This is a genomic window from Streptomyces sp. NPDC059499 (assembly GCF_042749285.1).
Lineage (GTDB): Bacteria > Actinomycetota > Actinomycetes > Streptomycetales > Streptomycetaceae > Streptomyces.
In genome coordinates this window covers 85,870-110,722 of record NZ_JBHYTT010000007.1, presented here as the reverse complement: position 1 = coordinate 110,722, position 24,853 = coordinate 85,870, and the positions used below count along the sequence as shown (strand labels likewise).

The following is a 24,853-nucleotide window of genomic DNA, read 5'->3' as shown; positions in this document are numbered from 1 at the left end:
CGGAACCGATCGGTTCCGGGGCTCGGTGGGTGCTGCCGTCTCTCAGAGACCGGCGGTGAGGCCGGTGGCCAGACCGGTGACCGCGCCGGTGTTCACGCCGGTGGTCGACTCGACCAGACCGGTGACGGAGCCCACGATGCCGGTGACCGGGGCGATCGAGTCGGCGGTGGCGGTGACGTTGCCGAGAACGCCACCGATGAGGCCGCCGGACACGTTGTCCAGGTCGTTGTCGGAGATCTCGAGGGTCTCAACCTGGGGGGTGAGGTTCATGATGAGCGCTGCCCTTCGTCTGGAAATTCCTTAAACCGGAAACCCGTGGTGCGGCTCCCGTATGGGCCAGGATCAAAGCACGCCGACGGCTTGCGCAGCCAATCGAACAAGGCTGGTGCGGTCGATATCGGCGCCCTCGAATCGCCTCGCGTGCAGACCTGTTCATTTTCTGACGGCAAATCCTTCACGAGCTTCACGGGATGAATTCCTCGTGGTCGTGACTCTCTTTGCCCCAAGTGGGGCACTCCCGTACCAAACGGCCCCGGACCTGGTACGTACCTGGTCCGGACCTGGTGTTCCTCGGTGGTCCGCGTGCTCGGTCTGCGTATGCGGTGTGCAGGTTTTTGCGGAACCGGCGAAATGCGTGCCCGCGTGAAGAAACGCGTGCGTATCCCCGCCCGCCCGCACAGCAGGGGAGGCGAAGGCCGGGAATGGCGGCGGTCAGGGAATAGGTGGAGCTATTTCTCTCGCCGCGTGTTCATCCGTCACACAGCCTCCGGGAATGTGGCGGAGATGTGTCCCTTTCCTTGATTCTGCGGGGAACTGGGTGCGGGGTGAGGGCGTCCGGGGCCGGCGGGTGGTGGCGTCGGATGGGTATGGGGTGGTTTGTGCGGTGGTCTTGGCACATTCATCCGATGAACCGTGCGCATCACCCTTCTCCCCGGCGGCGCGCGGCGCTACCATCGGGTTGCTTCATGGGAGCGCTCCCATCTCTGTGCCCACCCATAGCCGTCGTCATCGGCGGCCCAGCTCGGAGAGGACGTTTCCGTGCGCCTGAGCGCCAGACCATTCGCCGCATTACTGGCGGCACTCACCCTGACCGCCGGGTTGGCCGTCACCGGATCCCCGGCGGCAGCACGCTCCGACGAAGTGCCCCGCGCGGCCGAAGCATCCGATGTGTCGATCGCCGCGGACACCTACACATGGAAGAACGCGCGGATCGACGGCGGCGGTTTCGTGCCGGGCATCGTCTTCAACCGGTCCGAGAAGAACCTCGCCTACGCACGTACCGACATCGGCGGTGCCTACCGCTGGGACCAGTCGGGCAAACAGTGGACCCCGCTGCTCGACTGGGTGGACTGGGACCGATGGGGCTGGTCCGGCGTCGTCAGTCTCGCCTCCGACACGGCCGAGCCCGACAATGTGTACGCGGCAGTCGGCACCTACACCAACAGCTGGGACCCGACGAACGGCGCCGTCCTCAGGTCCTCGGACCGCGGAGCGTCCTGGAAGGCGACCACGCTTCCCTTCAAGCTCGGCGGCAACATGCCGGGGCGCGGGATGGGCGAGCGCCTCGCGGTCGACCCGAACAAGAACTCCGTCCTCTACCTGGGTGCCCCCAGCGGCAACGGGCTGTGGAGGTCCACCGATTCAGGGGTCACCTGGTCGGAGGTGACGGCCTTTCCGAATCCCGGCAACTACGCTCAGGACCCGTCCGACACCAGCGGGTACGCGAGCGACAACCAGGGCATCGTCTGGGTGACGTTCGACGAGCGCTCCGGCAGCGCGGGCAGCACCACCAAGGACATCTACGTGGGGGTCGCCGACAAGGCGAACACCGTCTACCGCTCGACGGACGGCGGCAGCACCTGGTCCCGCATCGCCGGACAGCCGACCGGGTACCTCGCGCACAAGGGCGTACTCGACTCCTCGACGGGCCACCTGTATCTGACCCTGAGCGACACGGGCGGCCCGTACGACGGCGGCAAGGGGCGCATCTGGCGGTACGCCACCGGGACCGGCGAGTGGACGGACGTCAGCCCGGTCGCGGAGGCCGACACCTACTACGGCTTCAGCGGACTCTCCGTGGACCGGCAGCGGCCCGGCACCCTGATGGCCACCGCCTACAGCTCCTGGTGGCCCGACACCCAGCTCTTCCGTTCCACCGACAGCGGCGCGACCTGGACGAAGGCCTGGGACTACACCAGTTACCCGAACCGTTCCAACCGCTACACCCTCGACGTCTCCACCGTCCCCTGGCTCAGCTGGGGCGCCAACCCGTCACCGCCCGAGACCTCGCCCAAACTGGGCTGGATGACGGAAGCACTGGAGATCGACCCGTTCGACTCGGACCGGATGATGTACGGCACGGGCGCGACGGTCTACGGCACCGAGAACCTCACCGCCTGGGACTCGGGCAGCCAGTTCAAGATCACCCCGATGGTCAAGGGGCTGGAGGAGACGGCCGTCAACGACCTGGCGAGCCCGCCCTCCGGAGCTCCGCTGCTGAGTGCGCTCGGCGACATCGGAGGCTTCCGCCACACGAATCTTGACGCGGTGCCCAGCCTGATGTTCACCTCGCCGAACCTTGACTCGACCACCAGTCTGGACTTCGCCGAGGCGTCACCGGGCACGGTCGTACGGGTGGGCAACGCTGACGCGGCACCCCACATCGGCTTCTCCACCGACAACGGGGCCAACTGGTTCCAGGGCTCCGAGCCCGCCGGAGTGACCGGCGGCGGGACGGTCGCCGCAGCGGCGGACGCCAGCGGATTCGTCTGGAGCCCGGACGGCGCGGCCGTCCACCGCACGACGGGCTACGGCAACTCCTGGACCGCGTCCACCGGCATCCCGGCCGGGGCGACGGTCGAGTCCGACCGCAAGAACCCGAAGAAGTTCTACGGCTTCAAGGCCGGCACCTTCTACGTGTCGACCGACGGCGGCGCCACGTTCACCGCCAAGGCGAGCGGCCTGCCCGCCGAAGGGAACGTCCGCTTCAAGGCGTTGCCCGGTACCGAGGGCGACATCTGGCTCGCCGGCGGTACGTCGACAGGCGCGTACGGGCTGTGGCGCTCCACCGACTCCGGTGCGAGCTTCACCAAGTTCTCCGGTGTGGAGCAGGCGGACAGCGTGGGGTTCGGCAAAGCGGCCCCCGGCGCCTCGTACCAGACCGTCTTCGTGAGCGCGAAGATCGGTGGGGTGCGCGGGATCTTCCGGTCCACGGACGCGGGTGCGCACTGGACCCGCATCAACGACGACACACGCCAGTGGGGTTGGACAGGAGCCGCGATCACCGGTGACCCGCGGGTCTACGGACGGGTGTACGTCTCCACCAACGGCCGGGGGATCCAGGTGGGCGAGTCCTCGGACGCCGGCAGCACGGACCCCGACCCGGATCCGGACCCCGACCCCGACCCGGAGGAGCCTCCGGCGGACGCCGACTGCTCGGTGACGTACACGATCACCAATCAGTGGTCCGGTGGTTTCCAGGCGGATGTGACGGTCACCAATACCGGAAGCGCGGCCCTGGACGGCTGGCAGCTGGCCTGGTCCTTCCCCGGCGGGCAGAAGGTCACCCAGATGTGGAACGCCACCCCGCAGCAGGACGGCGCGAAGGTGACCGCGGCCAACGTCGGCTGGAACGGCAAGGTGGCGTCCGGCTCCTCCGTGGGCTTCGGCTTCTCGGGCAGCTGGTCGGGCAGCAACGCCGAGCCCACAGCCTTCACCCTGGGCGGTGAGGCCTGCACCGTCGCCTGACGCCCACGGGCAGACTTCACGGGCGGACGAACTCGGGCCGACGGGGGAGGGAACGACTCCTCCCGCGTCGGCCCACCCGATGCGCGAAATAGACATAACGCACCCGGTGTGCTGCATTTGAGGGACGCACTTCCTCCCGGGAGGCACCGTGATCGACGTCGACGTGCTGGTCGTAGGGGCGGGCCCGGTCGGTCTCACGGCCGGGTCGGAACTGCAGCGGCGGGGCATCGGGTGCCGGGTCGTCGACCGGCTCCGCGCCCGTCAGCCCTTCGCCAAGGCGGTGGGTGTCCAGCCCAGGACCCTGGAGATCTGGGACCGGATGGGGATGGTCCGTGAGGCGCTGGAGACCGCAATCCCGTTGAAGGGGCAACTGCTCTACGTCAACGGCGAGGAACAGGGCCGGGTCGATCTGACCCTGCCCGCGGACGTTCCCTACGCCTTCGCCGCCCTCCCGCAGTACGAGACGGAAAGGCTCCTCGAAGAGCTCCTGGTCCGCCTGGGAGGAAGGGTCGAGCGCGGTACGGAGCTCGTCTCCTTCGAGCAGGACGACGGCGAGGTCAGGGCACGTCTCGCGCTTGCCTCCGGCGGTACGGAGGAGGTCCGGGCCCGCTACCTGGTGGGCTGCGACGGCGCCCACAGCGTCGTGCGCAAGGGACTCGGGCTCGCCTTCGAGGGTGCGGCCCTCCCCGAGGAGTACATGCTGGGCGATGTCGAGGTCGACTGGGACCTGCCCTTCGGGTACACGGTCCGGTCCTCGCACGTCGTCGACAGGCGCACCGACGACCTGCTCGTGTGCATCCCCCTGCCCGGGCTCCGCCGCTACCGTATGTCGATGCTGACCCCGCCCGAGCTGTCGCAGGCCCGGCAGACCGGGAAGGACGAGGTGGTGCACGGTCTGAGCGGCGACCGCGGCCCGCAGCCCGGGCTGGAGCACATCCAGGCGGTGCTCGACCGGCTCTCGCCCGTGCCCACGACCGCTTCGTCGCTGCGCTGGTCCTCCGTCTTCCGCATCAGCCACCGGCTGGTCGACCGTTACGGACAGGGGCGGGTGTTCGTCGCCGGGGACGCCGCCCACATCCACCCGCCCACGGGAGCCCAGGGTATGAACACCGGCGTCCAGGACGCCTACAACCTGGCGTGGAAACTGGCCGCCGCCGTGCGCGGCCGCGCGGGCGCGGGCCTGCTGGCGAGCTACGACTCCGAGCGCCGACCGGTCGGGGAGGAAGTGGTGCGGCGGACGGTCCGTCATGCGCGGAGCGGCATCCAGTCCGATCCGGACGACCCGGCGACGATGATGCGCCGGGAGGCACAGCTCCTGGTCGGCTACCGGGGCAGCCCCGTCGTGGGACCGGACGGCACCGCGCACGACGGCCCCGCCCCGGGCGACCGCGCTCCCGACTGCGGCGGCCTCGAGTACGGCCTGGCGTCCTTCCCCGTACGGCTGTTCACCCTGCTGCGGGGACGCGACCACACCCTGCTGCTCTACGCCGACGACGAGGAGCAGCCGGCACGGTTCGACGAGGTGGCGGCCGCCGCCGGGCGGGCGGCGCCCGGCCTGCTGAACGCCTGCGCGGTCCTCGCCCCGAAGGCGCGGGCTCCCTGGCTGCGACTGCCCGCCGTGCACGACGGCCTCGACGAGTTCCGGTCGATGTACGGCGCTCGTGGCGGCGAGGCGATCCTCGTACGGCCTGACGGCTACCTGGGGCTGCGGATCACCCCCGCGACGGGTCCGCAGCTGCGTTCCTACCTGGAGATGCTCGTCGGGACATGACGCGGGGCCCGGCAGCGACTGCTGCTGGGCCCCGCGCCCTCAGGTGAGTGGAGCTTCGCTCACCTCACCCCGTCTCAGGGAAAGGACACCACCTGTGACGGGATGGTCGAGGTGCCGGATGTGGGGGATCCGGTGCTGTTGATGACGTGTTCGTACTGACCCTGGCCGCCCAGGGACACCACGAGCAGGTCGTGGAACTTCACTCCGGGCTTCACCGGCGCCTGGAAACCGTGTTCCTGACGGATCGTCGGGTCGACGTTGTAGTAGCAGTAACTGCCCATGCCCCAGCCCTCATGGGTGGTCACCGAGTCGGCCACCTTGTAGGCGGCGTACCCCTTGGTGGCGCCGTTCTGGATGGCGGCCTGGTTGGGGGCGTCGTACGCCTTCTCGTTCTGGAAGAAGATCGTCCTGCCGTTCTCGCCGTACCACTGCACGTCGTACTTGTTGAAGTGCTCGACGAACAGGCCGGTGGCCAGCACGTCGTCGCCGTTCACCCGCAGACCGTAGTCGGAACGGTTGGTCTCCCAGCCGACCCCGTCGCCGTGGTCGGCGCGCCAGAGCCAGGTGTGGTCGATGATCGTGTCGTCGCTGTTGACGACCATGCCGGTGGTCGCCTTGCCGGCGCCCGCTCCGCCGACCCGGACGAACACGTCCTGGAGCGAGGTCGGATTGGCCGAGTGGTCGGCCGACGCGCCGTCGGGGCCCACCTGGACGAGCACCGAGGAGTTCTGCGTACCGGCGTCGACCAGGAGGCCGGCCAGCTTGACGCCGTCGACGTCACCGACCTTGATCGCGGTCACCCCGTTGTCCGGGATGATCGTGGCGAGGCCGAGGCCCAGCGCGACGGTGTTCGCGCGGTTGATCTCGATGGGCTCGTTGACGTGGTAGATGCCCGGGGTGAACAGCAGGTGCAGCCCCTGGCGGACGGCGGCGTTGATCGTCTGCGCGGTCGCGCCGGGCTTGACCACGTAGAACTGGCTCAGCGGGATGGACTCGCCCTGTGGGGTGCCGTTCCAGGAGACGCCGCGTGCGTTGGTGCGCTTGGCGGGGACGAAGACCTTGTAGTTGTTGCCGTCGAGGTACAGGAACGGCTTCTCGCGGGAGACCGGGGTGTTGTTCAGGGTCGTGTACGGGGGTTCGGGGAAGCTCTGCGCGGGTGCGCCCTCGACTCCGGAGAACGTCATGTTCCAGACGCCGTTGCCCCAGCTGCCGATGGAGCTGTCGCGGGTGTACCACTGCTGCTGCGAGTAGGGGCCGACCTGGCCGTCGATCTTGCTGTCGGCGATGAAGCCGCCGCTGGCCCAGCCGTATCCGTCGGGCGCGAGGTTGAGTCCGCCCTTGACGTGCATGCGGCGGAAGGGGGCGGCCTGGGAGACGGCCCAGCGGTTGGTGCCGCTGACCGGGTTGAGAGCGAGGTTCTCCGCCGAACGCCAGAAGTTCTGGGTGGCGTTGCCGTTGAACCAGCCCGCGTCCACGGTGACATCACCGTTGAACGTGGTGTCGTCCGGCTTCAGGCCGAGACCCGCGATCTGGGTGTAGAAGCCGATCTGGGCGTTGATGTTGCTGTACGTGCCCGGCTTGAACATCAGCGCGTACCTGCCGGTCCCGAACTGGGCCGACTCCTGCTGCCTGAAGATCTCGTCGACCTTGCCCTGGATGTTCGGGGTCGAGGGATCGAAGACCAGGACGTTGGGGCCGAGGTCACCGCCGCCGGGGATCTGCGGGTCGCCCCCGCCGCCAGTCGTCCCGAACACCTGGAACTCCCAGAGGGAGTAGCCGTACCCGGTGGCCCGGGTGGTACCGGTCAGCCGGACGTAGCGGGCGGTACCGGAGACGTTGAGCGTCTCCGTGCCGCCGGGGCCCGTCGTGGTCGAGTAGGCGGTGCTCCAGTTGCTGTCGTCCGTGGAGAACTCGATGCGGTAGGCGGTGCCGTAGGCGGCCTCCCATCGCAGCACGATCTGGCTCACCGAGGCGGAGGCGCCCAGGTCGACCTTGATCCACTGGGGGTCGGCGAAGGCGCTCGCCCAGCGGGTGCCGTTGTCGCCGTCCACCGCGGACGCGGCGGGAGTGCCGCCGTTCTCCTGGCTGGAAGCGGTGACCGTCTTGCCCTGCGACAGGAGCGCGGGTGCCGCGCTCGCCGGGGTCGAGGGGACGAACGCCAGGAGCGAGAGGACGAGTCCGGCGACGACGGCCAGCACACCGCCGCGTCTTCTGCCCAGCGGGGCAACGGGTCTGTGGAACAGGGGGGGTGCGTACATACGAGTGTCTCCTGAGTCGTGGGGCGGGTACACGACGCGCACAGTCAGAGAGCGCTCTCTCTGGCTGCGGCAGATACTCCACCCTTGTTACGAACGCGTCAAGAGATGTGCAACAACAGATGTATCAGGGCCTGTTGGCGACAAGAACTGATGGCGCCCCTGCAGTGATTGCCCCTTTGACTCGCCCTGTTCAGTGACGGAGTGCGGGATCTGAAGCCTCGTCTGTTCAGGAAGTGGTGGATCGGCTCATCAATCCCCATGGGGCCGCTCGTATTCGAAGTCGGCGAGCGTGCCCGACCGGTTGAGGGAGATGAGGCCGGTCTTCAGCTCGCCCCGCACAGGGAGGGCGTCGGTCGACCTGTGGAGGCCGTCGCGGCTGGTGAAGGGCCGCCACGCTCGACAGGAAAGCCGGCAGGAAGATCACGAACACCTCGGGCAGCGCACGTCCGGGACCGGAGCACCGACGGGCCGCCGCCGCCCAAACATCGCCTCGGCGTGGCGTGCCGTCCAACGGGTGACATCTGGCCGGCTGTCACACGAAGAGCCCAGGGAGTCCCTCGAATGCGGCCCTCCCCAGTGGTGGGACACGGAATTTCAGCTGACGGTGGATCACGTCGCACCTGCGATCCGATGAGCCGACAACGTGCCGGCCTTCGCGGGGGTGGCGAAAGGATTGTGTATCCATGCGCTCTGCTCGCACCCTGTTCGCATCGGCCGCCGTCACGGCGGTCCTCGCGGTCTCTGCCCCAGCCGCGTACGCCGTGACCTCGGCCGATGGCTGGGACAAGGACAGCGGCTCCTCATCGAGCAGCAACAACGACGACCGTGAGAAGCCCGACTCGTGGAAGCACGAGAAGCCGGAGGGCGGCGTGCACGCCGGTGGCGGTGCGCTGGCCGGCATCACGGCGGACGACTGGCAGAAGGACAAGGAGGAGTCCGCGGGCGGTAACAACGCGGACCGTGAGAAGCCGGACTCCTGGAAGCACGAGAAGCCGGAGGGCGGCGTGCACGCCGGTGGCGGTGCGCTGGCCGGCATCACGGCGGACGACTGGCAGAAGGACAAGGAGGAGTCCGCGGGCGGTAACAACGCGGACCGTGAGAAGCCGGACTCCTGGAAGCACGAGAAGCCGGAGGGCGGCGTGCACACCGGTGGCGGTGCGCTGGCCGGCATCACGGCCGACGACTGGCAGAAGGACAAGGAGGAGAGCTCCGAGTCCGGCAGCTCCACGGGCAGCGAGAAGTCGGAGACCTGGAAGCACGAGAAGCCGGAAGGCGGCGTCCACACCGGCGGCGGAGCGATGGCTCTGTCCGGCGGCGGCCTGGTAGCCGGCTCCGTGCTGATGCTCGGCGGAATCGGGGCGGCCGCATACCGGCTGCGCCGCCGCAACGCCTCGGGTGTCGCGGCAGCCTGACAGCCATCCGCCGGACCGAAGGTATTCCTGTCGTGGCCGCCGCCCTCCCCGGGCGGTGGCCGCGCCGATTTTCCCCGGCGCTCCCCGGTCCGTTCCGCCCCCGCCCTCCTCGTACACGAAAGGCAGCATGCGCATGGCCGCCCAGCAGCCGTCCGACACAGAGTCCGCTTCCCCTGCCCTCGGCCGTTCCCTGCTGTGGCCCGCCGTGGCGGTGGGCCTGGGCTTCCTCCTCGTCTACAACTCGCTCGACGCCTCGGCAGGAGTCCCGCCGCCCGTCGCGGCCGTGGCGCCGACACAGGCGCCCGCGTCCTCCCGCGCCGCCGCCTCGCCCGCGCCCGTTCCGGCGCAGTCCGCGTCCGCGGAGTCCTACGGGCTGGGCCGGTCCGAACCCGCGCGGATCAGGATCAAGAAGATCGCCGTCGACGCCCCGTTCACACCGCTGGCCATCGGCCCGTCGGGGCGGCTGGACGCGCCGCCCCCGAACGACATGAATCTGGCCGGCTGGTTCAAGGACGGGGCGACTCCCGGCGAGCGCGGTACCTCGGTCGTCGCCGGTCACGTCGACACCATGACGGGCCCGGCCGTGTTCCTGCTGCTCGGGACGCTCAAGCCCGGCAACAAGGTGAGCATCACCCGCGAGGACGGCATCGTCACCGTGTTCAAGGTGGATTCGGTCGAGACGTTCAGCAAGGCGAACTTCCCCGACGAGCGGGTGTACGCCGACAAAGGCACCGCCCAGCTCCGGCTGATCACGTGCGGCGGGGAGTACGACAAGAAGGCGAAGGACTACAAGGACAACGTGGTGGTGTTCGCCCACCTGGCAGCCGTGAGGCCGGCGTGAGCACAGCCCGGGGCTTGCCTCTGACGTACAGGTGAGGGTTTAGCGTCTGCGGGCCTCCGGCCGATCGGCCGGAGGCACGGCACGCAGACGAGGAGCCCGCATGACCGTTCGGCCGCCCCTGCCCCGCACCTCCCGGGAAGTACGACTTGCCGCCGTTCCCGAAGGGCTGCCCCGCCCGGAGCACTTCCGTGTCGTGGAGACACCGCTGCCGCAGCCCGGGAAGGGTGAGGTCCTGGTGCGCAACGACTGCTTCCAGGTCTTTCCCGCCCTGCGTACGGTCATCGGCGGGGGAGTCGAGGGCGCCCCCTTCCCGGGTGTGGGCCCCGGGGACACCCTGTTCGGTGCGGCCGTCGGAGAGGTCGTGGCGAACCCGGGCCCCGGCGGACCGGCCGTGGGCGACCTGGTCTCGCACTACCTCGGCTGGCGGGAGTACGCCGTGGTCCCCGCCGCCGGATGCACGCCGCTCGGCGACGTCCTCCCCGACCCGGTGGCCCATCTGTCCCAGGGGTCCCTGGCGTACGCGGCACTCACCCGGGTCGCGGAACTGCGGTCCGGGGAGACGGTGTTCGTGTCCGGCGGGGCCGGAGCGGTCGGATCCATGACGGGACAGACCGCCAGGCTGCTCGGAGCCGGCCGCGTGATCGGCAGCACCGGCTCACCGGAGAAGGCCGCCGTGATGCGGGAGAGCCTGGGGTACGACGCGGTCGTACTGAGGGGGCAGGAGGGTTCACTGTCCGCGCAGCTGGCCGAAGCGGCGCCCGAGGGCATCGATGTGTTTGTCGACATGGTCGGGGGAGAGCAACTGCGGGCGGCCCTCGGGGCGGCGCGCCCGGGCGCCCGGTTCGTACTGGTCGGGGCGCTGTCGGGTCAGCTGTCCGAGCAGGGGAGCGGCACCACGGCCCCCGTCGAGATCGACTCGTTCCAGCTCGTCGTCAAGCGCGTCACGATGACCGGCATCAGCGGGCTCGACCACCCGGAGGCGCACGGTGAGTGGAACCGGAGGTTCGGGCAGTGGCTGCGCTCCGGGGAGATCACCTTCCCGCATGTGCGGTTCGCGGGCATGGACAACGCCGCACGGGCGTTGCACGAGATGATCGGCGGTCGCCATCTCGGCACTGTCGTCGTCACGTTGTGAGAACGATGCGGGAATCCTGGGGGTGGCGGATGCGGATCGGTGACGCTGCGGCGGCAGCGGGGACCACGCCGAGAGCGTTGCGGTTCTACGAGGAGCGGGAACTGCTGCCCCCGCCCAGGCGCAGCACGACGGGCCAGCGCGAGTACGGGACACGTGATGTCGCCAGGGTCCGCGTGATCCGTGAGCTCCTGTCGCTGGGGCTGACGGTCGAGGATGTGCGGCACTGCTCGGACCGCCTGGACCTCCTGGTCGACGGACCGCCCCGGTCCTGTTCCGGATCCGGGGAAGGGGGCGCGGAGAGCGAGGGAGTGGCGGCGCGGAGGCTTGCCGTACTCGACGCGGAGATCGCCCGGCTGAGCCGGCTGCGGGAGCAGCTCGCGGCGCGGGTCGAGGGGCGGGCGACCGCGTCCTGACCCGGACGACGGGTCAGCCGGCGCTCTCCCGTTCCGCGGCGGCGACCTGGTGCAGGGTCCGGCCGGTGCGTGCCGAGCGGGCGTGGTACGGGTCGGGTGTGCCGGGCCTGTCGCGTACGGCCTGCCGGTCGTTGGCCTTGATGAGCAGCCAGGCCTCGGGGCCGTCGGTGTCGCTCTCGTCGCCGATGTGGAAGCGGGTGAGCGTGAATTCGCCGCGCAGTTTGCTTCCGTCGAGCCAGAACGTGGCGTGCCCGCGGGCCAGGGACTCGCCGAACGGTACGGGAGCGCCCTCGGCGTCGTGGCTGAGGGGACGGTAGGTGCCCTGGTCCCAGACGATGACGGTGCCGCTGCCCTGTTCGTCCTCTGGAATGACTCCTTCGAACTCGCGGTACTCCAGCGGGTGGTCCTCCGTCGGCACGGCAAGCCGCTTGTCGCGCGGGTTGTCCGACGGGCCGCGGGGCACGGCCCACGACTTCAGGACGCCGTCCAGTTCCAGGCGGAAGTCGAAGTGCATCCGCCGGGCGTCATGGATCTGCACCACGAAACGTCGTGCGTCGTCGCTGTTCACGGCTGGATCCTTCCGCCCGGGATTGCCGTCGGACGAGGCATTGCGGCTTCGCCCGGCCCGGGCCGCGCAGGCACCGCGCGGCCCGTACCTCCACTGTGCCGCCGTCGGCCGCGCGGCGCACGACGGCGGCCGTACGGCGGGCCGTGGGATCTGCCCGGCCGGTCAGTCCGTGTGCCGCTCGAGCACCGCGTCGGCGGCGGCCTGCGATGGGTGCCACGACGTCGTGACCGGTTCCCACACCCGGATACCGTCGGGGGCTCCCAGGGCGGCGGCGTCGAAGGTGCGTCCCCGGTGGGACGGGTCCCCGGCGACCGTCAGCCGGTCCGCCACCCTCAGCTCCGTCGACGTGGGGTCCAGCGTGCGCACAGCCGCGTACGCCGAGCGGCCGGCCGCCAGGCGGTACGGGGCGCTCCCGCTCGGGGGCACCGGCTGTGCCGAGCCGTCCAGGCCGCCGAAGACCACGGTGGGGATGCGGTCGACGACACAGGCCGTGCCACCGCGGTTGGTGATGCTGATCCGTACCGCGTCGGGCTGGTCCGAGGCGGTGGCGGCGATTGCCAGGCGGCTGTCACGGCAGGTGGGCGGCGCCTGGGCCGCGACGGCGGAGGAGGCCGCCAGGGCACCGGCGGGAGCCAGCAGGGCCAGGGCGATTGCGGCGGGGGCGGCGAGTACGGGTCGAATACGCATGAGATGTCCGTTCCCCATGGCGATCACTTCTACCCGCCCGGTCCGGACCAGGACCTTGACGGCTCTTCGGTACCTGTCTTAAATCAAGAGTTGAAATATATGCCAGGGATGAGCGCCCCAACCGTTCATCCCTCGGCATTCACCTGTCATGCACATGCCCCCCCACCATCCTCCACCTCGAAGTGACGTGATGACTGTGCACCCCTCGGAACACACCATGAGGCGTCCGGCGAAACGGCGTCGCACGATGATGTGCGCCCTCTCGCTGCTCTGCTGTTCGGCCGCCCTGACCGCCCTTCCCGCGGGCGCCTCGGCTGCGCCGTCTCCCCACACGACCGCGACCTCCGCGGAATCGAAGGCCGCGGCCCCGGCCGCCGTGGTGTTCGCCGACGAGTTCGACGGAGCCGCGGGTTCGGCCGTCGACGGCGGCAAGTGGCAGATCGAGACCGGCGACAACGTCAACAACCACGAACGGCAGTACTACACGGCAGGCAACAACAACGCGGCCCTCGACGGCCAGGGCAACCTGGTCATCACCGCGCGCAAGGAGAACCCCGGCAACTACCAGTGCTGGTACGGAACCTGCGAGTACACCTCGTCCCGTCTCAACACCTCAGGCAAGTTCACCCAGACGTACGGTCATGTCGAGGCCAGGATGAAAGTCCCGCGCGGGCAGGGAATGTGGCCCGCGTTCTGGATGCTCGGCGCCGACATCGGCAACGTCGGCTGGCCGAACAGCGGTGAGATCGACATCATGGAGAACGTCGGCTTCGAGCCCGGCACCGTCCACGGCACCCTCCACGGCCCCGGCTACTCCGGATCCGGAGGAATCGGTGCCGGATACAGCCTCCCGGGCGGGGCGGCCTTCGCGGACGACTTCCACACCTTCGCTGTCGACTGGGCCCCGGACTCCGTCACCTGGTCCGTCGACGGCACCGTCTACCAGAGGCGCACTCCCGCCGACCTCAACGGCAATCCCTGGGTCTTCGACAAGCCCTTCTTCCTCATACTCAACCTCGCCGTCGGCGGCTACTGGCCGGGCGATCCGGACGGCAGCACCACGTTCCCCCAGCAGCTCGTCGTCGACTACGTACGCGTGACCAGCGGCTGACGAGGGCCGAGTCCACCCCGGGGCCGGCGGTCCGCCACGCCGCCGGCCCCGGGCAGAGACGTAGCATGCTCCCCATGGAGCAGCGGACACTGGGCAGGACCGGACGTGACGTATCGGTCGTAGGGCTGGGCACATGGCAGCTGGGCGGGGACTGGGGTGAGGTGCGGGAGGCCGACGCCTTCGACGTCCTGGACGCGGCCGTCGAGTCGGGAGTCACCTTCTTCGACACCGCCGACGTCTACGGGGACGGCCGCAGCGAGCAGCTCATCGGCCGCTACCTGAAGGACCGTCCGGACGCGGACGTCTTCGTCGCCACCAAGATGGGCCGGCGCGCCGACCAGGTCCCCGAGAACTACGTACTGGACAACTTCCGTACCTGGAACGACCGTTCGCGCGCCAACCTCGGCGTCGACACGCTCGACCTCGTACAACTGCACTGCCCGCCGACGAGCGTGTACTCCTCGGACGCGGTCTACGACGCCCTGGACACGCTCGTCGCGGAGAAGCGGATCAGCGCCTACGCGGTCAGCGTCGAAACGTGCGCGGAGGCACTCGCGGCGATCGCCAGGCCGGGTGTCGCGAGCGTGCAGATCATCCTCAACCCGTTCCGTCTCAAGCCGCTGGACGAGGTGCTCCCGGCGGCTGCCGCGGCGGGGGTCGGGATCATCGCGCGGGTTCCGCTCGCCTCCGGACTGCTGTCCGGCAAGTACACCAAGGACACGGTCTTCGCTCCCGAGGACCACCGCACGTACAACCGCCACGGCGAGGCCTTCGACCAGGGCGAGACGTTCTCCGGCGTCGACTTCGCGACCGGTGTGGCGGCTGCCGCCGAGTTCGCCGAACTCGCTCCCGAAGGCGCCACTTCGGCGCAGACCGCGCTGCGCTGGATCATCCAGCAGCCCGGTGTCACGAGCGTCATCCCCGGTGCGCGTTCCGTGGCCCAGGCCCGGGCCAACGCCGCCGCGGCCGATCTCGCCCCGCTGCCGCAGGGCACGCTGGACGCGGTGCGGGAGCTGTACGAGCGCCGGATCCGTGCGGAGATCCACGCGCGCTGGTGACGCGAACGCGGGCGGAGGCCGAGCGCCGCGGCGGCGCTCAGTCGTCCGACTCCTCGCCGTCCTCGCCGTCCTGCTGACCGTCCTGCCGGGGCCCGTCCCCGGCAGGGCCGGCCGGTTCGTCCGGTGCGGGCGACTGCAGCGTGGCCGTCGGCGCAGGACCGGGATCCTGGGTGTCCGCCGCACCGGAGTCCGGCGAGAACAGGACCGTTCCCAGATACACCGCCGCCACGAAAGCGACGGCTCCGGCGACGGCACTGGCCACACGGGGCCGTCGCCGGATGGCCTCACCCGCGCTGAGGCGGCGCGTGGCCGCTGATCTGGCAGCCCGGGGCGCGGGCGTCGCCCGTCTGCGCCCGGTGGGCTGCGGCAGCCGGTACGTCGACATGCCCCCGGTGTCCGGAGTGGCGGCACCCGGCGCCTGAGCGGCAGGGGCGACGGGCCGCGGGGCGGCGGCATGCTGCTGCGGCAGCGGCTCGGGGCGCCCGCGCCAGGCGCCGCTGCGGAACCATTCGGAGGCCTGCTGTGCGCTCGGCCGGTCCTCGGGCTGCTTCGCCAGCAGGCCCAGCAGATACGAATCGAAGGCGGGGGAGATGCCGACCCCCCGCTGTCTCACCGGCACCGGAGGCGTGTCCACGTGCTGGTAGAGCGTCGCGGTCGCGGTGTCCGAGCGGAACGGCGGCTGGCCGACCAGGAGTTGGTAGATGACACAGCCGAGGGAGTACATGTCCGACGCGGAGTCGGCAGTGCGGCCCAGCGCCCGCTCCGGAGCCAGGTACAGGCTCGTGCCCACGATGTGGCCGGCGGTGGTCAGAGCCGTCGAGGGATCGTCGACGAACTGGGCGATGCCGAAGTCGCCGATCTTCACCGTGCCGTCGGCGTCCAGCATCAGGTTGCCCGGTTTGATGTCGCGGTGCACGATGCCCTGCCGGTGCGCGGCCGCCAGACCCGCAGCCGCCTGGCCCGCGATGTCGGCCACCTGCTCGGGGTGAACCGACTCCTGAGCCTCCAGCAGGTCCCCGAGGCTCCGGCCCTCGACCAGCTCCATCACCAGATAGAAGCGGTCCTCCCACGAGCCGAAGTCGAACACGGCCACCAGATGAGGATGGCTCAGACGCGCCGCGGTCTGCGCCTCCAGGCGGAACCGGGCGGTCGACGAGGCGTCGGCGTGGTCCCCGAGCAGCAGCTTCACCGCCACGGCCCGGCCCAGGACTTCGTCCGTGGCGCGCCACACCTCACCCATGCCGCCACGACCGATGGGGGATATCAACCGGTACCGACCAGCTACCAGCACCTGTGCACACCTATCTCGAACTGTGGCCCGCTCCGACTGCCGCAGCGGCGACCTCATCGGGCTCAACGGCTCGGTACGGTACGTGGGGTGTGCGGCATGATCAGGATATCCGTCCGCCGGACCTCCGGTTGCCGGGACCGCCATCACCCCGCCGAATCCGGCCTGATCCGAATCAAAGTCCCTGGCGGAGACGGTCGAGCACGGCCTGTGCGGTGAACTCGTCCTGCCCGCCGGGGAAGAGCAGATCCGCAGTCGCGAACGCGGGCTCACCGGCGATCCCTTCGGCAAAGGGAACCGCGACGCAGCGCATTCCCGCCGCGTGCGCAGCCGCGACGCCCGGCACGGCGTCCTCCAGCACCAGGCAGTCGGCCGGTTCGGCGCCGAGCCGCCGGGCGGCCTCCAGGAACACATCGGGCTCGGGCTTTCCGTGTGGCACCTCCTCGGCGGACACGTACAGCCGGATGTACGCGTCCAGCCCCGTGACGGCGAGGGTGGCTCCGATCGCCGCCCGGGACGAACCCGAGGCCACCGCCATCGCGACCCCGTCCTCGTGCAGCCGCTCGACCAGGAGCCGCATCTGCGGGAAGACCTTCGTCGAAGCACCGGCGAGCTCCAGATACAGGGCGTTCTTCCCCGCCAGCAGCTCCTCGACCGGCGCCTCGATCCCGTACTCCGCGCGCAGGACGGTCAGGGTCTCCCGGGTGCCGATCCCGATGAACCGTGCGTGCTTGTCCCAGTCGTAGTCCTGTACGCCGTACCGGGAGAGGAGGCGGCGCCCCGCCTCGTAGTAGTTCGGCTCGCTGTCGACGAGCGTGCCGTCGAGATCGAAGATGACAGAAGGGGCCGGGGTGCGCCTGGGACTCATGGCTTCCAGCATGCCGGACGGTGATCAGTCCGGACTGCCCGCCGCCCGCCCCACCGCCTCGACCAGCGGCAGGACCCGGTGCGCCACCCTCTCGCGCAGGGCCACCTCCGTGCGCGTCCTGACCACACCGGGGAGCTGGATCAGCTGCTGGATCACGTCCTCGAGGTGACCGTTGTCGCGGGCCACGACGCGGGTCAGGAGGTCCCCGCCGCCGGTCGTCGAGAACACCTCGATGATCTCCGGGACCGCCGCGAGAGCGTCCCCCACCTCGTCCAGGTGCCCCTGGGTGACCTCCAGGTGGACGAAGGCGAGCACCGGGTGACCGAGTGCGGCGGGGGAGAGCGACGGTCCCGTGCCGGTGATCACGCCGTCCCGCTCCAGACGGTCCAGCCGGGCCTGGAGGGTGCCGCGCGCCACTCCCAGGATGCGTGCGTACTCACGGACGCTGGTGCGCGGCTGCTCGATGAGCAGCCGCAGGATTCGGGTGTCGAGGGCGTCCACCGCCATGATCGGCCGTTCTCCTCCTGGCTCGGTGATCCTTCGCCCGACTGTAACCGGGGCCCGGCCCGCGGTCGGTGCCTTCAGCGGGCGACCGGGTCCGTTGGCCTACTCGTGGCACGCCGTACGGGTCCGAACATGTACCAATGGCCCAGTGGATTCGCCTCGATTTGAGCCATGAGGTGCCGGGATGCTCTGATGTATCTGTCGATGGCGCTGCGGATCCCCGTGGCGCCTTTTTCATGCCGGTGCACGGGCCGGGTTCACAGGGGAGAGCCTTCGTTGCTGAAGAGGATGTTCGTTGCCGCGGATCCGGGACGGCTGCGGCTGCGCAGCGGGGTCCGGGCCGTCCTCGGCATCGGGCTGGCGGTCGTGGTGTGCGGGCTGGCCGGCCACTCGCTCGTCGGGGCGATCACCGGCGGTCTCGCCGCACTGCTGGCCCTGTTCACGGTGACCGACCCCACCGTGCGCGGGCAGGCCCTCACGACGGCTCTGCTGCCCGCCGCGGGGCTCCCCGTGCTGGCCCTGGCAGCCCTGCTGCACGACCAGCCCGTGGCGCGCGACGTGGCCTTCCTCGCGGTGATGGGCGCCGGCGTGTACGCCCGGCGGTGGGGGCCGCGGGGACACGCCCTCGGTGTGTTCGCCTTCATGTCCTTCTTCGTCACGCAGTTCCTGCACACACTGCCCGCGCAGCTGCCCGAGCTGTACTCCGCGGTCGTCCTCTCCCTGCTGGCCTCGTCCGCCGTCCGCTTCGGCTTCTGGTGCTACGAGCGGCGGCTGCCCGCCCCCTCGGTACTCATCCCGGTGGCCGGCCGGGGGCTGGCCCGCGCGACCACACGCCAGGCGATCCAGGCGACCGCGGGCGGCGCCTTCGCGCTCCTGGTGGGGCAGCTCCTCTCCCAGGAGCGCTGGTACTGGGCCGTCGGAGCCACCTGGTGGGTCTTCGTGAACACCGCGTCCCGTGGCGAGACCCTGGTGCGGGGATTCCGCCGGGTCCTGGGCACGCTGATCGGTATCCCCGTCGGTCTGGTCGTCGTCGTTCCGCTGCACGGTGCCGCCGTGCCCACCGCCGTCGTCGTGGCGGCCGGTGTCTTCGGGATCTTCTACTCGGCGGCGGTCTCGTACACCTGGATGATGTTCTCGGTGACCGTCATGGCAGGTGCGCTCTACGGGGCTCTCGGCGTGCTGGACCCCTCACTGCTCGCACTGCGGCTCGTGGAGACGGGTGTGGGGGCGCTCGGCGCGATGGCCGCGGTGCTCCTCCTGCTGCCGGTCACCACGCACGCCACGACCGATGCCTGGATCCAGCGGGCCCTGCGCTGTGTGCACGCCTGTACCGCGGAGGCCGCCGCGCGGCTCGCGGGCTCGGCGACGGCGGACCCGGCTCCCCGCGTCGCCGAACTGGAAGCGCTCCTCGGGCGCGTACGGCTCTCGCTCGGCCCGCTGGTCCATCCCCTGAGCCCGCTGCGCGCCCGTAAGGCGCGGGCCGGGCAGGTGCTCGTACTGCTCGACGCGTGCGCACGCGAGGTACGCGGTCTCGCGTCCGTCGCGGCGGACCCGGAGGCCTCGCACGACGCCCGTCTCGCAGCCGCCTGCTGGCGTGTCGAAGCCTCCGTGGAAGCGCTGACGGCCCCGGGCCGCAGGCGCCACGAGACGGCTTCCGCCGCCGGCCACCTGCCGGCCGCCGGTGTCGCCGAACCCGCGCTCGCCCACCTGCACAGCCTGGAGCGGGCGCTCGCCGAACTGGCCGCGCCCCTGCACAGCTCCCCCCGGGCCCCGCTGATCGGCGCCTGAGGTCCCCTCGGCCTGCCCCGGGTCCACGGGCGTGCGGTACGGGTCCGCAGGGCTTTCCGGATTGGTCTGGACCACAAAGGGCTGCCTGCTACCGTCGCCGGGAAAGATCGCGACAGACGGAACAGACGGCAAAGGCGGGGTAGCGCGATGGGCAGCAGTAGCGCCGGGCGGGCATTCATAGGGTCGTTCACCTCGGCCGGCGGACGAGGTGTCACCGCGGTCGCCGTCGACCCGGACACCGGGGCGCTGACCGTGCTCGCGGCCACGGACGCCGTTCCCGACCCCTCCTTCCTCGCGGTCGGCCCCGCCTCCGAAACGGGTGTCAGGCGTCTGTACGCGGTCAGCGAGACCTCCGACGGCGCCGCCGCCGCATGGGAGATCGGCGATGACGGCCTGCGGCCTGCCGGCCCGGTGCGGTCCGTCGACGGGAGCAGCCCCACCCACCTGGCACTCGCCGCCGGTCATCTGGTCACCGCCAACTACGGCTCCGGGAGCGTGACCGCGCTGCCGGTACGGGCCGATGGCTCCCTCGGCCCGGCGGCCTCCGTGCTCCGGCACGAGGGCAGCGGGCCCGACACCGGCCGGCAGGCGGGCCCGCACGCCCACCAGGTGCTCGCCGACCCCTCGGGGAACTGGGTGCTGAGCGTGGACCTGGGTACGGACTCCGTGCGCGTCTGCGCCCTCGACCCGCGCACCGGGTCGCTGCGGCTGCACGGAGAGACGGCGATGCGGCCCGGTACCGGGCCGCGACACATGGCCTTCCATCCGTCGGGGGGACACGCCTACGTGCTGAACGAACTGGAGCCGACGGTCACCGTATGCCGCTGGGACGCGGCCACGGGCCGGCTCGAGCCGCTCGGGGAGACGCCTGTGCTGCCCCACGACGTGGATTCCGAAGGCGTCACGGCCGGGGACGCGCGTACGTACCCGTCCGAGGTCGTGGTCTCGCACGACGGGCGGTTCCTGTGGACCGCGAACCGCGGCCACGACAGCATCTCCGTCCTCACGCTCGACGAGACGGCCGAGAAGCCGCTCCTGGCCGCGGCCGTGGGCTGCGGCGGGCAATGGCCCCGCGACCTGACCCTCGATCCCGGCGGGCAGTGGCTGTACGTGGCGAACGAGCACTCCGGCAACGTCAGCTGGTTCGCCGTCGACGCGGAAACAGGCATTCCGGCCCACGCGGGCTCCATCGACGCTCCCGCCGCCTCCTGCGTCGTCTTCGCCTGAGGTGTCCCGGCGCCCGGGGAGACTCCCCGTGAGGTGCGGGGAAGCGCCCGGGAAACGACAGGCGGCACGGACCGGGGTCAATCCGGTCCGTGCCGCCTGATCAGTCGGAGACGCAAGCGTCGATCAGTGCGCCTGGGCGCCCTGCGGCGTCGCAGGCGTGATGCCGAGCGTCGCCGCGTACGTCGAGAGCACGAGCTTGCCGATGGCCGGGTACGCGCCGAGCGGCTCGGCGGTCGCGCAGCCGGCCTCCCTCGCGGCGGCCTCCAGCAGGCCGGTGTCGACCTCCGGGCCCACCAGGTACGGCGCGAGCGCGAGCTGGGCCGAACCGGAGTTCTGGAGCTGTGCGGCGATCGAGGCGACCGACCCCTCCACATCCAGTGCGGCGGCCATCACCGGAACCGCGAGGCGCGCGGCCAGCAGCATGCCGGTGATCCCGGCGGCCTGCACAGCCTCGTCGCCGCCCACAGTGGCCAGCACGATGCCGTCGGCCGCGGTCGCCACGGTGAACAGCCTGGCACGGTCGGCGCGTGCCAGTCCGGCCTCCGAAAGGCGCACGTGGAGTGCCTCGGCGAGGAGCGGGTGCGGGCCCAGCACATCGGTCAGCTCGGTCTGGGTGCCGCTCTCCATGACCGCCTGCCGTATCCGCCGGATCAGGGCGCTGTCCGGCCCCGCGAGCAGCGGCACCACGACGGCGGACGGACCCTGCGGCTCGGAGACCTCACGACCCGCGGCAACGGCCTGCTCGTAGCGCGCGGTGCGCTCGGTGGCGGTATGCGCGAGCACGGAGACGAGCGTGGGGTACTCGGCGTCGTCACCGTCGAGATAACCGATCTGTGCGTTCAGACCGGGAAGCTCGGAACGGGCGATGCTGATCACTTCTTCGGCGAGGCTGCGCGTGGCCGAGGAAGGGGTACCGGGAACAGCGAGAACGAGCGCGGCAGCGCCCTCAGGTGCGACCACGGGCTCCGGGCGGCGGTGCCGTCCGGACTGGCGAGGTCGCGGCATTCGTACAGGCAGGCCGGAAGCGGGCCCAGTGGGGGTGCTCATGGCGCCGCATGCTACTGGTTTTGGGTGCCCCTCTGTTCGGGGAGGGGGTGGTCGGGCGTTATCTGTCCGGTTATGTCTGTTGAGTGGCATACCGGTCAACTGCCCTGCTCTGTCCGGGCGGTCAGATGCTCGGTATGCTCACGTTACCTCCGGTACGAACAGCAGTTCCGGGTGGATGGGCAGCCGCAGTTCCGCCCGGGCGAGAGCCCGCGCGACGGCCAGCGAACCATGGAGCGGATCACCTGCGGCGGGCACCACGCGGGCCTGCGGGACCTGTCGCGCGAGCTCCTCGCGCAACGGCCCGGTGAGCGGATCGCCCATCTTGAACAGGCCGCCGGTGAGGGCGACTTCGCAACCGCCGTCCTCGGCGTCCGCGGCCGGGGGGCAGACCGCCGCCGCGGCTTCGGCGATGTGAACGGCCGCCTCCCGCAGGATGCCTGCGGCGACCTCGTCCTCGGCGGCGCAGGCCGCGACTTCGGGGGCGAAGGAAGCGAGCAGCGCCGGACGGTCGCCTCGCGGATACAGGAGCCCGGGAAGACCGGGAGCGGGACCGAAAATCTTCCGGAGCCGCGCGAGCAGGTCGGGGGAACCACCGGCCCGCCCGTCGTGGGCGCGCATCGCCGCGTCGAGTCCGGCGCGGCCGATCCAGGCACCGCCGCCGGAGTCACCCAGCAGATGGCCCCAGCCGTCGGCCCTTCGCCACGTCGTCAGATCGGTGCCGAGCGCGATCATGCCCGTGCCGCCCGCGACGACAGCGCCCGGTCGCTGCCCGAGCGCACCCGCGTACGCGGTCACCGCGTCGGCGGCCAGCGCCACCCGCCGCACGCCCAGCGCCTGCGCCAGCGCTGCCGGCAGCTCGGCACGCAACTGCCCGCCGAGCGTCGCCATCCCGGCGGCCCCGATGGCCACAGTGGCGATCTCCGCCCCCGGCCCGGCTTCCTCCAGCAGCCCCCGGACCGTCGGTAGAAGCTGCTCCAGCATGTGCCCGGCATCGATGCCGGCCGTTCCCGTCCGCACCGGCTCGGCGCAGACCGTGGTGGACAAGGGATGCTCGGTGCCGACGGTCCCGAGCGCCACACGCAGCCCGGACCCGCCGGAGTCCACACCGATGACGAACGGGTCCGGCGCTGCCGTCACGGCAGCCGCCAGTCGACCGGCTGCGCCCCCTGGCGCTGCAGCAGTTCATTGGTCCGGCTGAACGGACGTGAACCGAAGAAGCCGCGGTCGGCCGACATGGGGGAGGGGTGCGAGGACTCGATCGCCGGGAAGTCGCCCAGCAGCGGCCGCAGATTCCGGGCGTCACGGCCCCACAGCACCGACACGAGCGGTGTGCCGCGGGCGACCAGCGCGCGGATGGCCTGCTCGGTGACCTCTTCCCAGCCCTTGCCCCGGTGCGCCGCAGGCCGCCTGGGAGCCGTCGTCAGCGCCCTGTTGAGCAGGAGCACCCCCTGCTGCGCCCAGGGCGTCAGATCGCCGTTGGAGGGCCGTGGAAGGCCAAGATCCGAGTGCAGCTCCCGGAAGATGTTCTCCAGACTCCCGGGTACCGGAGTCACCTCGGGCGCCACCGCGAAACTCAGCCCGATCGCATGCCCCGGTGTCGGGTACGGATCCTGGCCGACGACCAGGACGCGCACCTCGTCGAAGGGTTGCTGGAACGCCCGCAGCACATTCGGTCCCGCGGGTAGGTAGGTGCGCCCCGCGGCGATCTCCGCGCGGAGGAAGTCGCCCATAGCGGCGATGCGTTCGGCCACGGGCTCGAGGGCCTGCGCCCACCCCGGCTCAACGATTTCTTTCAACGGTCGTGCTGCCACGGGCCGCACTCTAACTGGTGCTCCACCGGTGCTACGACCACACCGGTCGGCTGCGGGTCAGTCGAGCACCACCGCCCGCACGCACAGCACGTCGGGCAGATGCGAGGCGAGCTGCTGCCAGCTGTCCCCGTCGTCCTCGCTCGCGTACACCTCGCCGTTACGGTTGCCGAAGTAGACGCCCGCCGGGTCGGCGTCGTCCGTGCAGAGCGCATCGCGGAGCACCGTGCCGTAGTGGGCGCCGTCCGGCAGGCCCTGCGTCAGGGGCTCCCAGGTCGCTCCGGCGTCACGCGTACGGAACACCCGGCAGCGGCGACCGGCGGGGACGCGGTCGGCGTCCGCGGTGATCGGGAAGACGTAGACCGTGTCCGCGCGGTGCGGATGCGCGACGGCGGCGAAGCCGAAGTCCGAAGGCAGGCCCCCGCCGATGTCCGTCCAGTTGTCCCCGGAGTCGTCGCTGCGGAAGACCCCCCAGTGGTTCTGCAGGTAGAGCCGGTCGGGGTCGGCCGCGTCACGGGTGACCTTGTGCACGCACTGGCCGAACTCGGGATCGGGGTCCGGCAGGAAGACCGCGGAGACCCCCTTGTTGGACGGAGCCCACTGCTCGCCGCCGTCCTTCGTCCGGAACACGCCCGCGGTGGAGACCGCGACCGTCACCGCACGGGCGTCCCTCGGGTCGGTCAGGATGGTGTGGAGACCCTCGCCGCCCCCGCCGGGCACCCACTTCGACCTCGTCGGGTGCTCCCACAGCGGGCGGACCAGCTCGAAGGACTCGCCGCCGTCCTCGGACCGGAACAGGGCCGCCGGCTCCGTCCCCGCGTACACCACGCCGGGTGCCTCGGGACCGGCCGGATGCAGCTGCCAGACCCGCTCCAGCGACGCCTCGGTGAACTGGGGGAACTTCACCGCCGGCTGCTTCGGCTCGACCCATGTGGCGCCCAGGTCGTCGGAGTGGAAGACGGAGGGGCCCCAGTGCGCGCTGTCGCCGCCGACCAGCAGACGGGGTGCCGGCCCGCGGGTGTCGATCGCGATCGAGTAGACGGCCTGCGCGTTGAAGTGCGGATCACCGAACTCCCATGCGCCGCCGCGCCTGCGGCCGATGAAGAGTCCTTTGCGGGTGCCTACGGTGAGCAGTACGTCGGTCATGACAGAGACCTCCCGAAACGCCGTTGTGCCGGATACGGGACAGTCTGCACCGGGCCACTGACAGTCGCCCGCACATACGGCCGCCGCCCCGGCCGGCCCGGTTGCGGCAGGCGCTCTTGACCCCCGGTCGTGCGCCGGGTTGTCTGGTGCGAAAGCGCTTGCTCCCCAGGCGCGGC

Annotated in this window: 21 protein-coding genes; 10 read left to right on the top strand and 11 right to left on the bottom strand. The window is 70.8% G+C overall.

Going from position 1 to position 24,853, the window contains the following annotated elements; translation table 11 throughout:
* Window positions 1-42 precede the first annotated feature (42 nt).
* Window positions 43-270: a type A2 lantipeptide gene (locus tag ACFW9O_RS18480; protein ID WP_329213613.1), complete on the bottom strand. Its 228-nt coding sequence runs from the start codon at window positions 268-270 to the stop codon at window positions 43-45.
* 768 nt (window positions 271-1,038) lie between these two features.
* Between ACFW9O_RS18480 and ACFW9O_RS18475 the strand changes: the two genes are divergently transcribed.
* Entirely contained in the window at window positions 1,039-3,747 is a 2,709-nt protein-coding gene (locus tag ACFW9O_RS18475) for a cellulose binding domain-containing protein (protein WP_384610547.1), read from the top strand.
* A 148-nt stretch (window positions 3,748-3,895) separates the two neighbouring features.
* On the top strand, window positions 3,896-5,518 hold the full coding sequence (locus ACFW9O_RS18470) for an FAD-dependent monooxygenase (protein WP_384610545.1): 1,623 nt from the start codon (window positions 3,896-3,898) through the stop codon (window positions 5,516-5,518).
* A gap of 74 nt (window positions 5,519-5,592) precedes the next feature.
* Here the strand turns inward: ACFW9O_RS18470 and ACFW9O_RS18465 are convergent, their stop codons facing one another.
* Window positions 5,593-7,776, bottom strand: coding sequence for a discoidin domain-containing protein (locus ACFW9O_RS18465; RefSeq protein ID WP_384610543.1), 2,184 nt, complete (start codon window positions 7,774-7,776; stop codon window positions 5,593-5,595).
* A gap of 683 nt (window positions 7,777-8,459) precedes the next feature.
* On the opposite strand from ACFW9O_RS18465, the gene ACFW9O_RS18460 reads away from it, so the two are divergent.
* From ACFW9O_RS18460 to ACFW9O_RS18445, 4 genes are all read left to right on the top strand, one after another.
* Window positions 8,460-9,188 carry a hypothetical protein gene (locus ACFW9O_RS18460; protein ID WP_384610542.1) on the top strand — a complete coding sequence of 243 codons (729 nt, stop codon included), beginning with the start codon at window positions 8,460-8,462 and terminating at the stop codon, window positions 9,186-9,188.
* Window positions 9,189-9,321: 133 nt separating this feature from the next.
* Window positions 9,322-10,029, top strand: coding sequence for a class F sortase (locus tag ACFW9O_RS18455; protein WP_384610827.1), 708 nt, complete (start codon window positions 9,322-9,324; stop codon window positions 10,027-10,029).
* Window positions 10,030-10,129: 100 nt separating this feature from the next.
* Window positions 10,130-11,164, top strand: a complete 1,035-nt coding sequence (locus tag ACFW9O_RS18450; RefSeq protein ID WP_384610540.1) for an MDR family NADP-dependent oxidoreductase — start codon at window positions 10,130-10,132, stop codon at window positions 11,162-11,164.
* A gap of 29 nt (window positions 11,165-11,193) precedes the next feature.
* Window positions 11,194-11,577, top strand: coding sequence for a MerR family transcriptional regulator (locus ACFW9O_RS18445; protein ID WP_384610826.1), 384 nt, complete (start codon window positions 11,194-11,196; stop codon window positions 11,575-11,577).
* Between the two features lie 13 nt (window positions 11,578-11,590).
* On the opposite strand, the gene ACFW9O_RS18440 is transcribed toward ACFW9O_RS18445, so the two are convergent.
* Together ACFW9O_RS18440 and ACFW9O_RS18435 are read right to left on the bottom strand one after the other, a co-directional pair.
* Window positions 11,591-12,295: a DNA polymerase ligase N-terminal domain-containing protein gene (locus ACFW9O_RS18440; RefSeq protein WP_384610825.1), complete on the bottom strand. Its 705-nt coding sequence runs from the start codon at window positions 12,293-12,295 to the stop codon at window positions 11,591-11,593.
* 12 nt (window positions 12,296-12,307) lie between these two features.
* Window positions 12,308-12,832 (bottom strand): DUF4232 domain-containing protein, encoded by a 525-nt coding sequence (locus tag ACFW9O_RS18435; RefSeq protein WP_384610539.1) that lies wholly within the window; start codon window positions 12,830-12,832, stop codon window positions 12,308-12,310.
* Between the two features lie 190 nt (window positions 12,833-13,022).
* On the opposite strand from ACFW9O_RS18435, the gene ACFW9O_RS18430 reads away from it, so the two are divergent.
* The gene (locus ACFW9O_RS18430) at window positions 13,023-13,943 is read left to right on the top strand and encodes a family 16 glycosylhydrolase (protein WP_384610537.1); all 921 of its coding nucleotides are present in this window, start codon (window positions 13,023-13,025) and stop codon (window positions 13,941-13,943) included.
* Window positions 13,944-14,008: 65 nt separating this feature from the next.
* Complete coding sequence (locus ACFW9O_RS18425) at window positions 14,009-15,001, top strand: aldo/keto reductase (RefSeq protein WP_384610535.1); 993 nt, start codon at window positions 14,009-14,011, stop codon at window positions 14,999-15,001.
* Window positions 15,002-15,038: 37 nt separating this feature from the next.
* On the opposite strand, the gene ACFW9O_RS18420 is transcribed toward ACFW9O_RS18425, so the two are convergent.
* The 3 genes from ACFW9O_RS18420 to ACFW9O_RS18410 all read right to left on the bottom strand — a co-directional run bounded on the left by ACFW9O_RS18420 (window position 15,039) and on the right by ACFW9O_RS18410 (window position 17,664).
* Entirely contained in the window at window positions 15,039-16,241 is a 1,203-nt protein-coding gene (locus ACFW9O_RS18420; RefSeq protein WP_384610824.1) for a serine/threonine-protein kinase, read from the bottom strand.
* Between the two features lie 223 nt (window positions 16,242-16,464).
* Window positions 16,465-17,157 carry an HAD family hydrolase gene (locus tag ACFW9O_RS18415; protein WP_384610533.1) on the bottom strand — a complete coding sequence of 231 codons (693 nt, stop codon included), beginning with the start codon at window positions 17,155-17,157 and terminating at the stop codon, window positions 16,465-16,467.
* Window positions 17,158-17,181: 24 nt separating this feature from the next.
* Window positions 17,182-17,664 (bottom strand): Lrp/AsnC family transcriptional regulator, encoded by a 483-nt coding sequence (locus ACFW9O_RS18410; protein ID WP_351178462.1) that lies wholly within the window; start codon window positions 17,662-17,664, stop codon window positions 17,182-17,184.
* Between the two features lie 273 nt (window positions 17,665-17,937).
* On the opposite strand from ACFW9O_RS18410, the gene ACFW9O_RS18405 reads away from it, so the two are divergent.
* Together ACFW9O_RS18405 and ACFW9O_RS18400 are read left to right on the top strand one after the other, a co-directional pair.
* Window positions 17,938-19,449 carry an FUSC family protein gene (locus ACFW9O_RS18405; RefSeq protein ID WP_384610531.1) on the top strand — a complete coding sequence of 504 codons (1,512 nt, stop codon included), beginning with the start codon at window positions 17,938-17,940 and terminating at the stop codon, window positions 19,447-19,449.
* A gap of 147 nt (window positions 19,450-19,596) precedes the next feature.
* Window positions 19,597-20,676, top strand: a complete 1,080-nt coding sequence (locus ACFW9O_RS18400) for a lactonase family protein (protein WP_384610530.1) — start codon at window positions 19,597-19,599, stop codon at window positions 20,674-20,676.
* Window positions 20,677-20,799: 123 nt separating this feature from the next.
* On the opposite strand, the gene ACFW9O_RS18395 is transcribed toward ACFW9O_RS18400, so the two are convergent.
* From ACFW9O_RS18395 to ACFW9O_RS18380, 4 genes are all read right to left on the bottom strand, one after another.
* On the bottom strand, window positions 20,800-21,723 hold the full coding sequence (locus tag ACFW9O_RS18395; RefSeq protein ID WP_384610529.1) for a sirohydrochlorin chelatase: 924 nt from the start codon (window positions 21,721-21,723) through the stop codon (window positions 20,800-20,802).
* A gap of 138 nt (window positions 21,724-21,861) precedes the next feature.
* Window positions 21,862-22,860 (bottom strand): N-acetylglucosamine kinase, encoded by a 999-nt coding sequence (locus ACFW9O_RS18390; RefSeq protein WP_384610527.1) that lies wholly within the window; start codon window positions 22,858-22,860, stop codon window positions 21,862-21,864.
* Window positions 22,857-23,534 (bottom strand): uracil-DNA glycosylase, encoded by a 678-nt coding sequence (locus tag ACFW9O_RS18385; RefSeq protein ID WP_384610526.1) that lies wholly within the window; start codon window positions 23,532-23,534, stop codon window positions 22,857-22,859. Before ACFW9O_RS18385 ends, ACFW9O_RS18390 begins: the two co-directional genes overlap by 4 nt.
* 57 nt (window positions 23,535-23,591) lie before the next feature.
* Window positions 23,592-24,677, bottom strand: a complete 1,086-nt coding sequence (locus tag ACFW9O_RS18380; RefSeq protein WP_384610525.1) for a WD40/YVTN/BNR-like repeat-containing protein — start codon at window positions 24,675-24,677, stop codon at window positions 23,592-23,594.
* Between the last annotated feature and the right edge of the window lie 176 nt (window positions 24,678-24,853).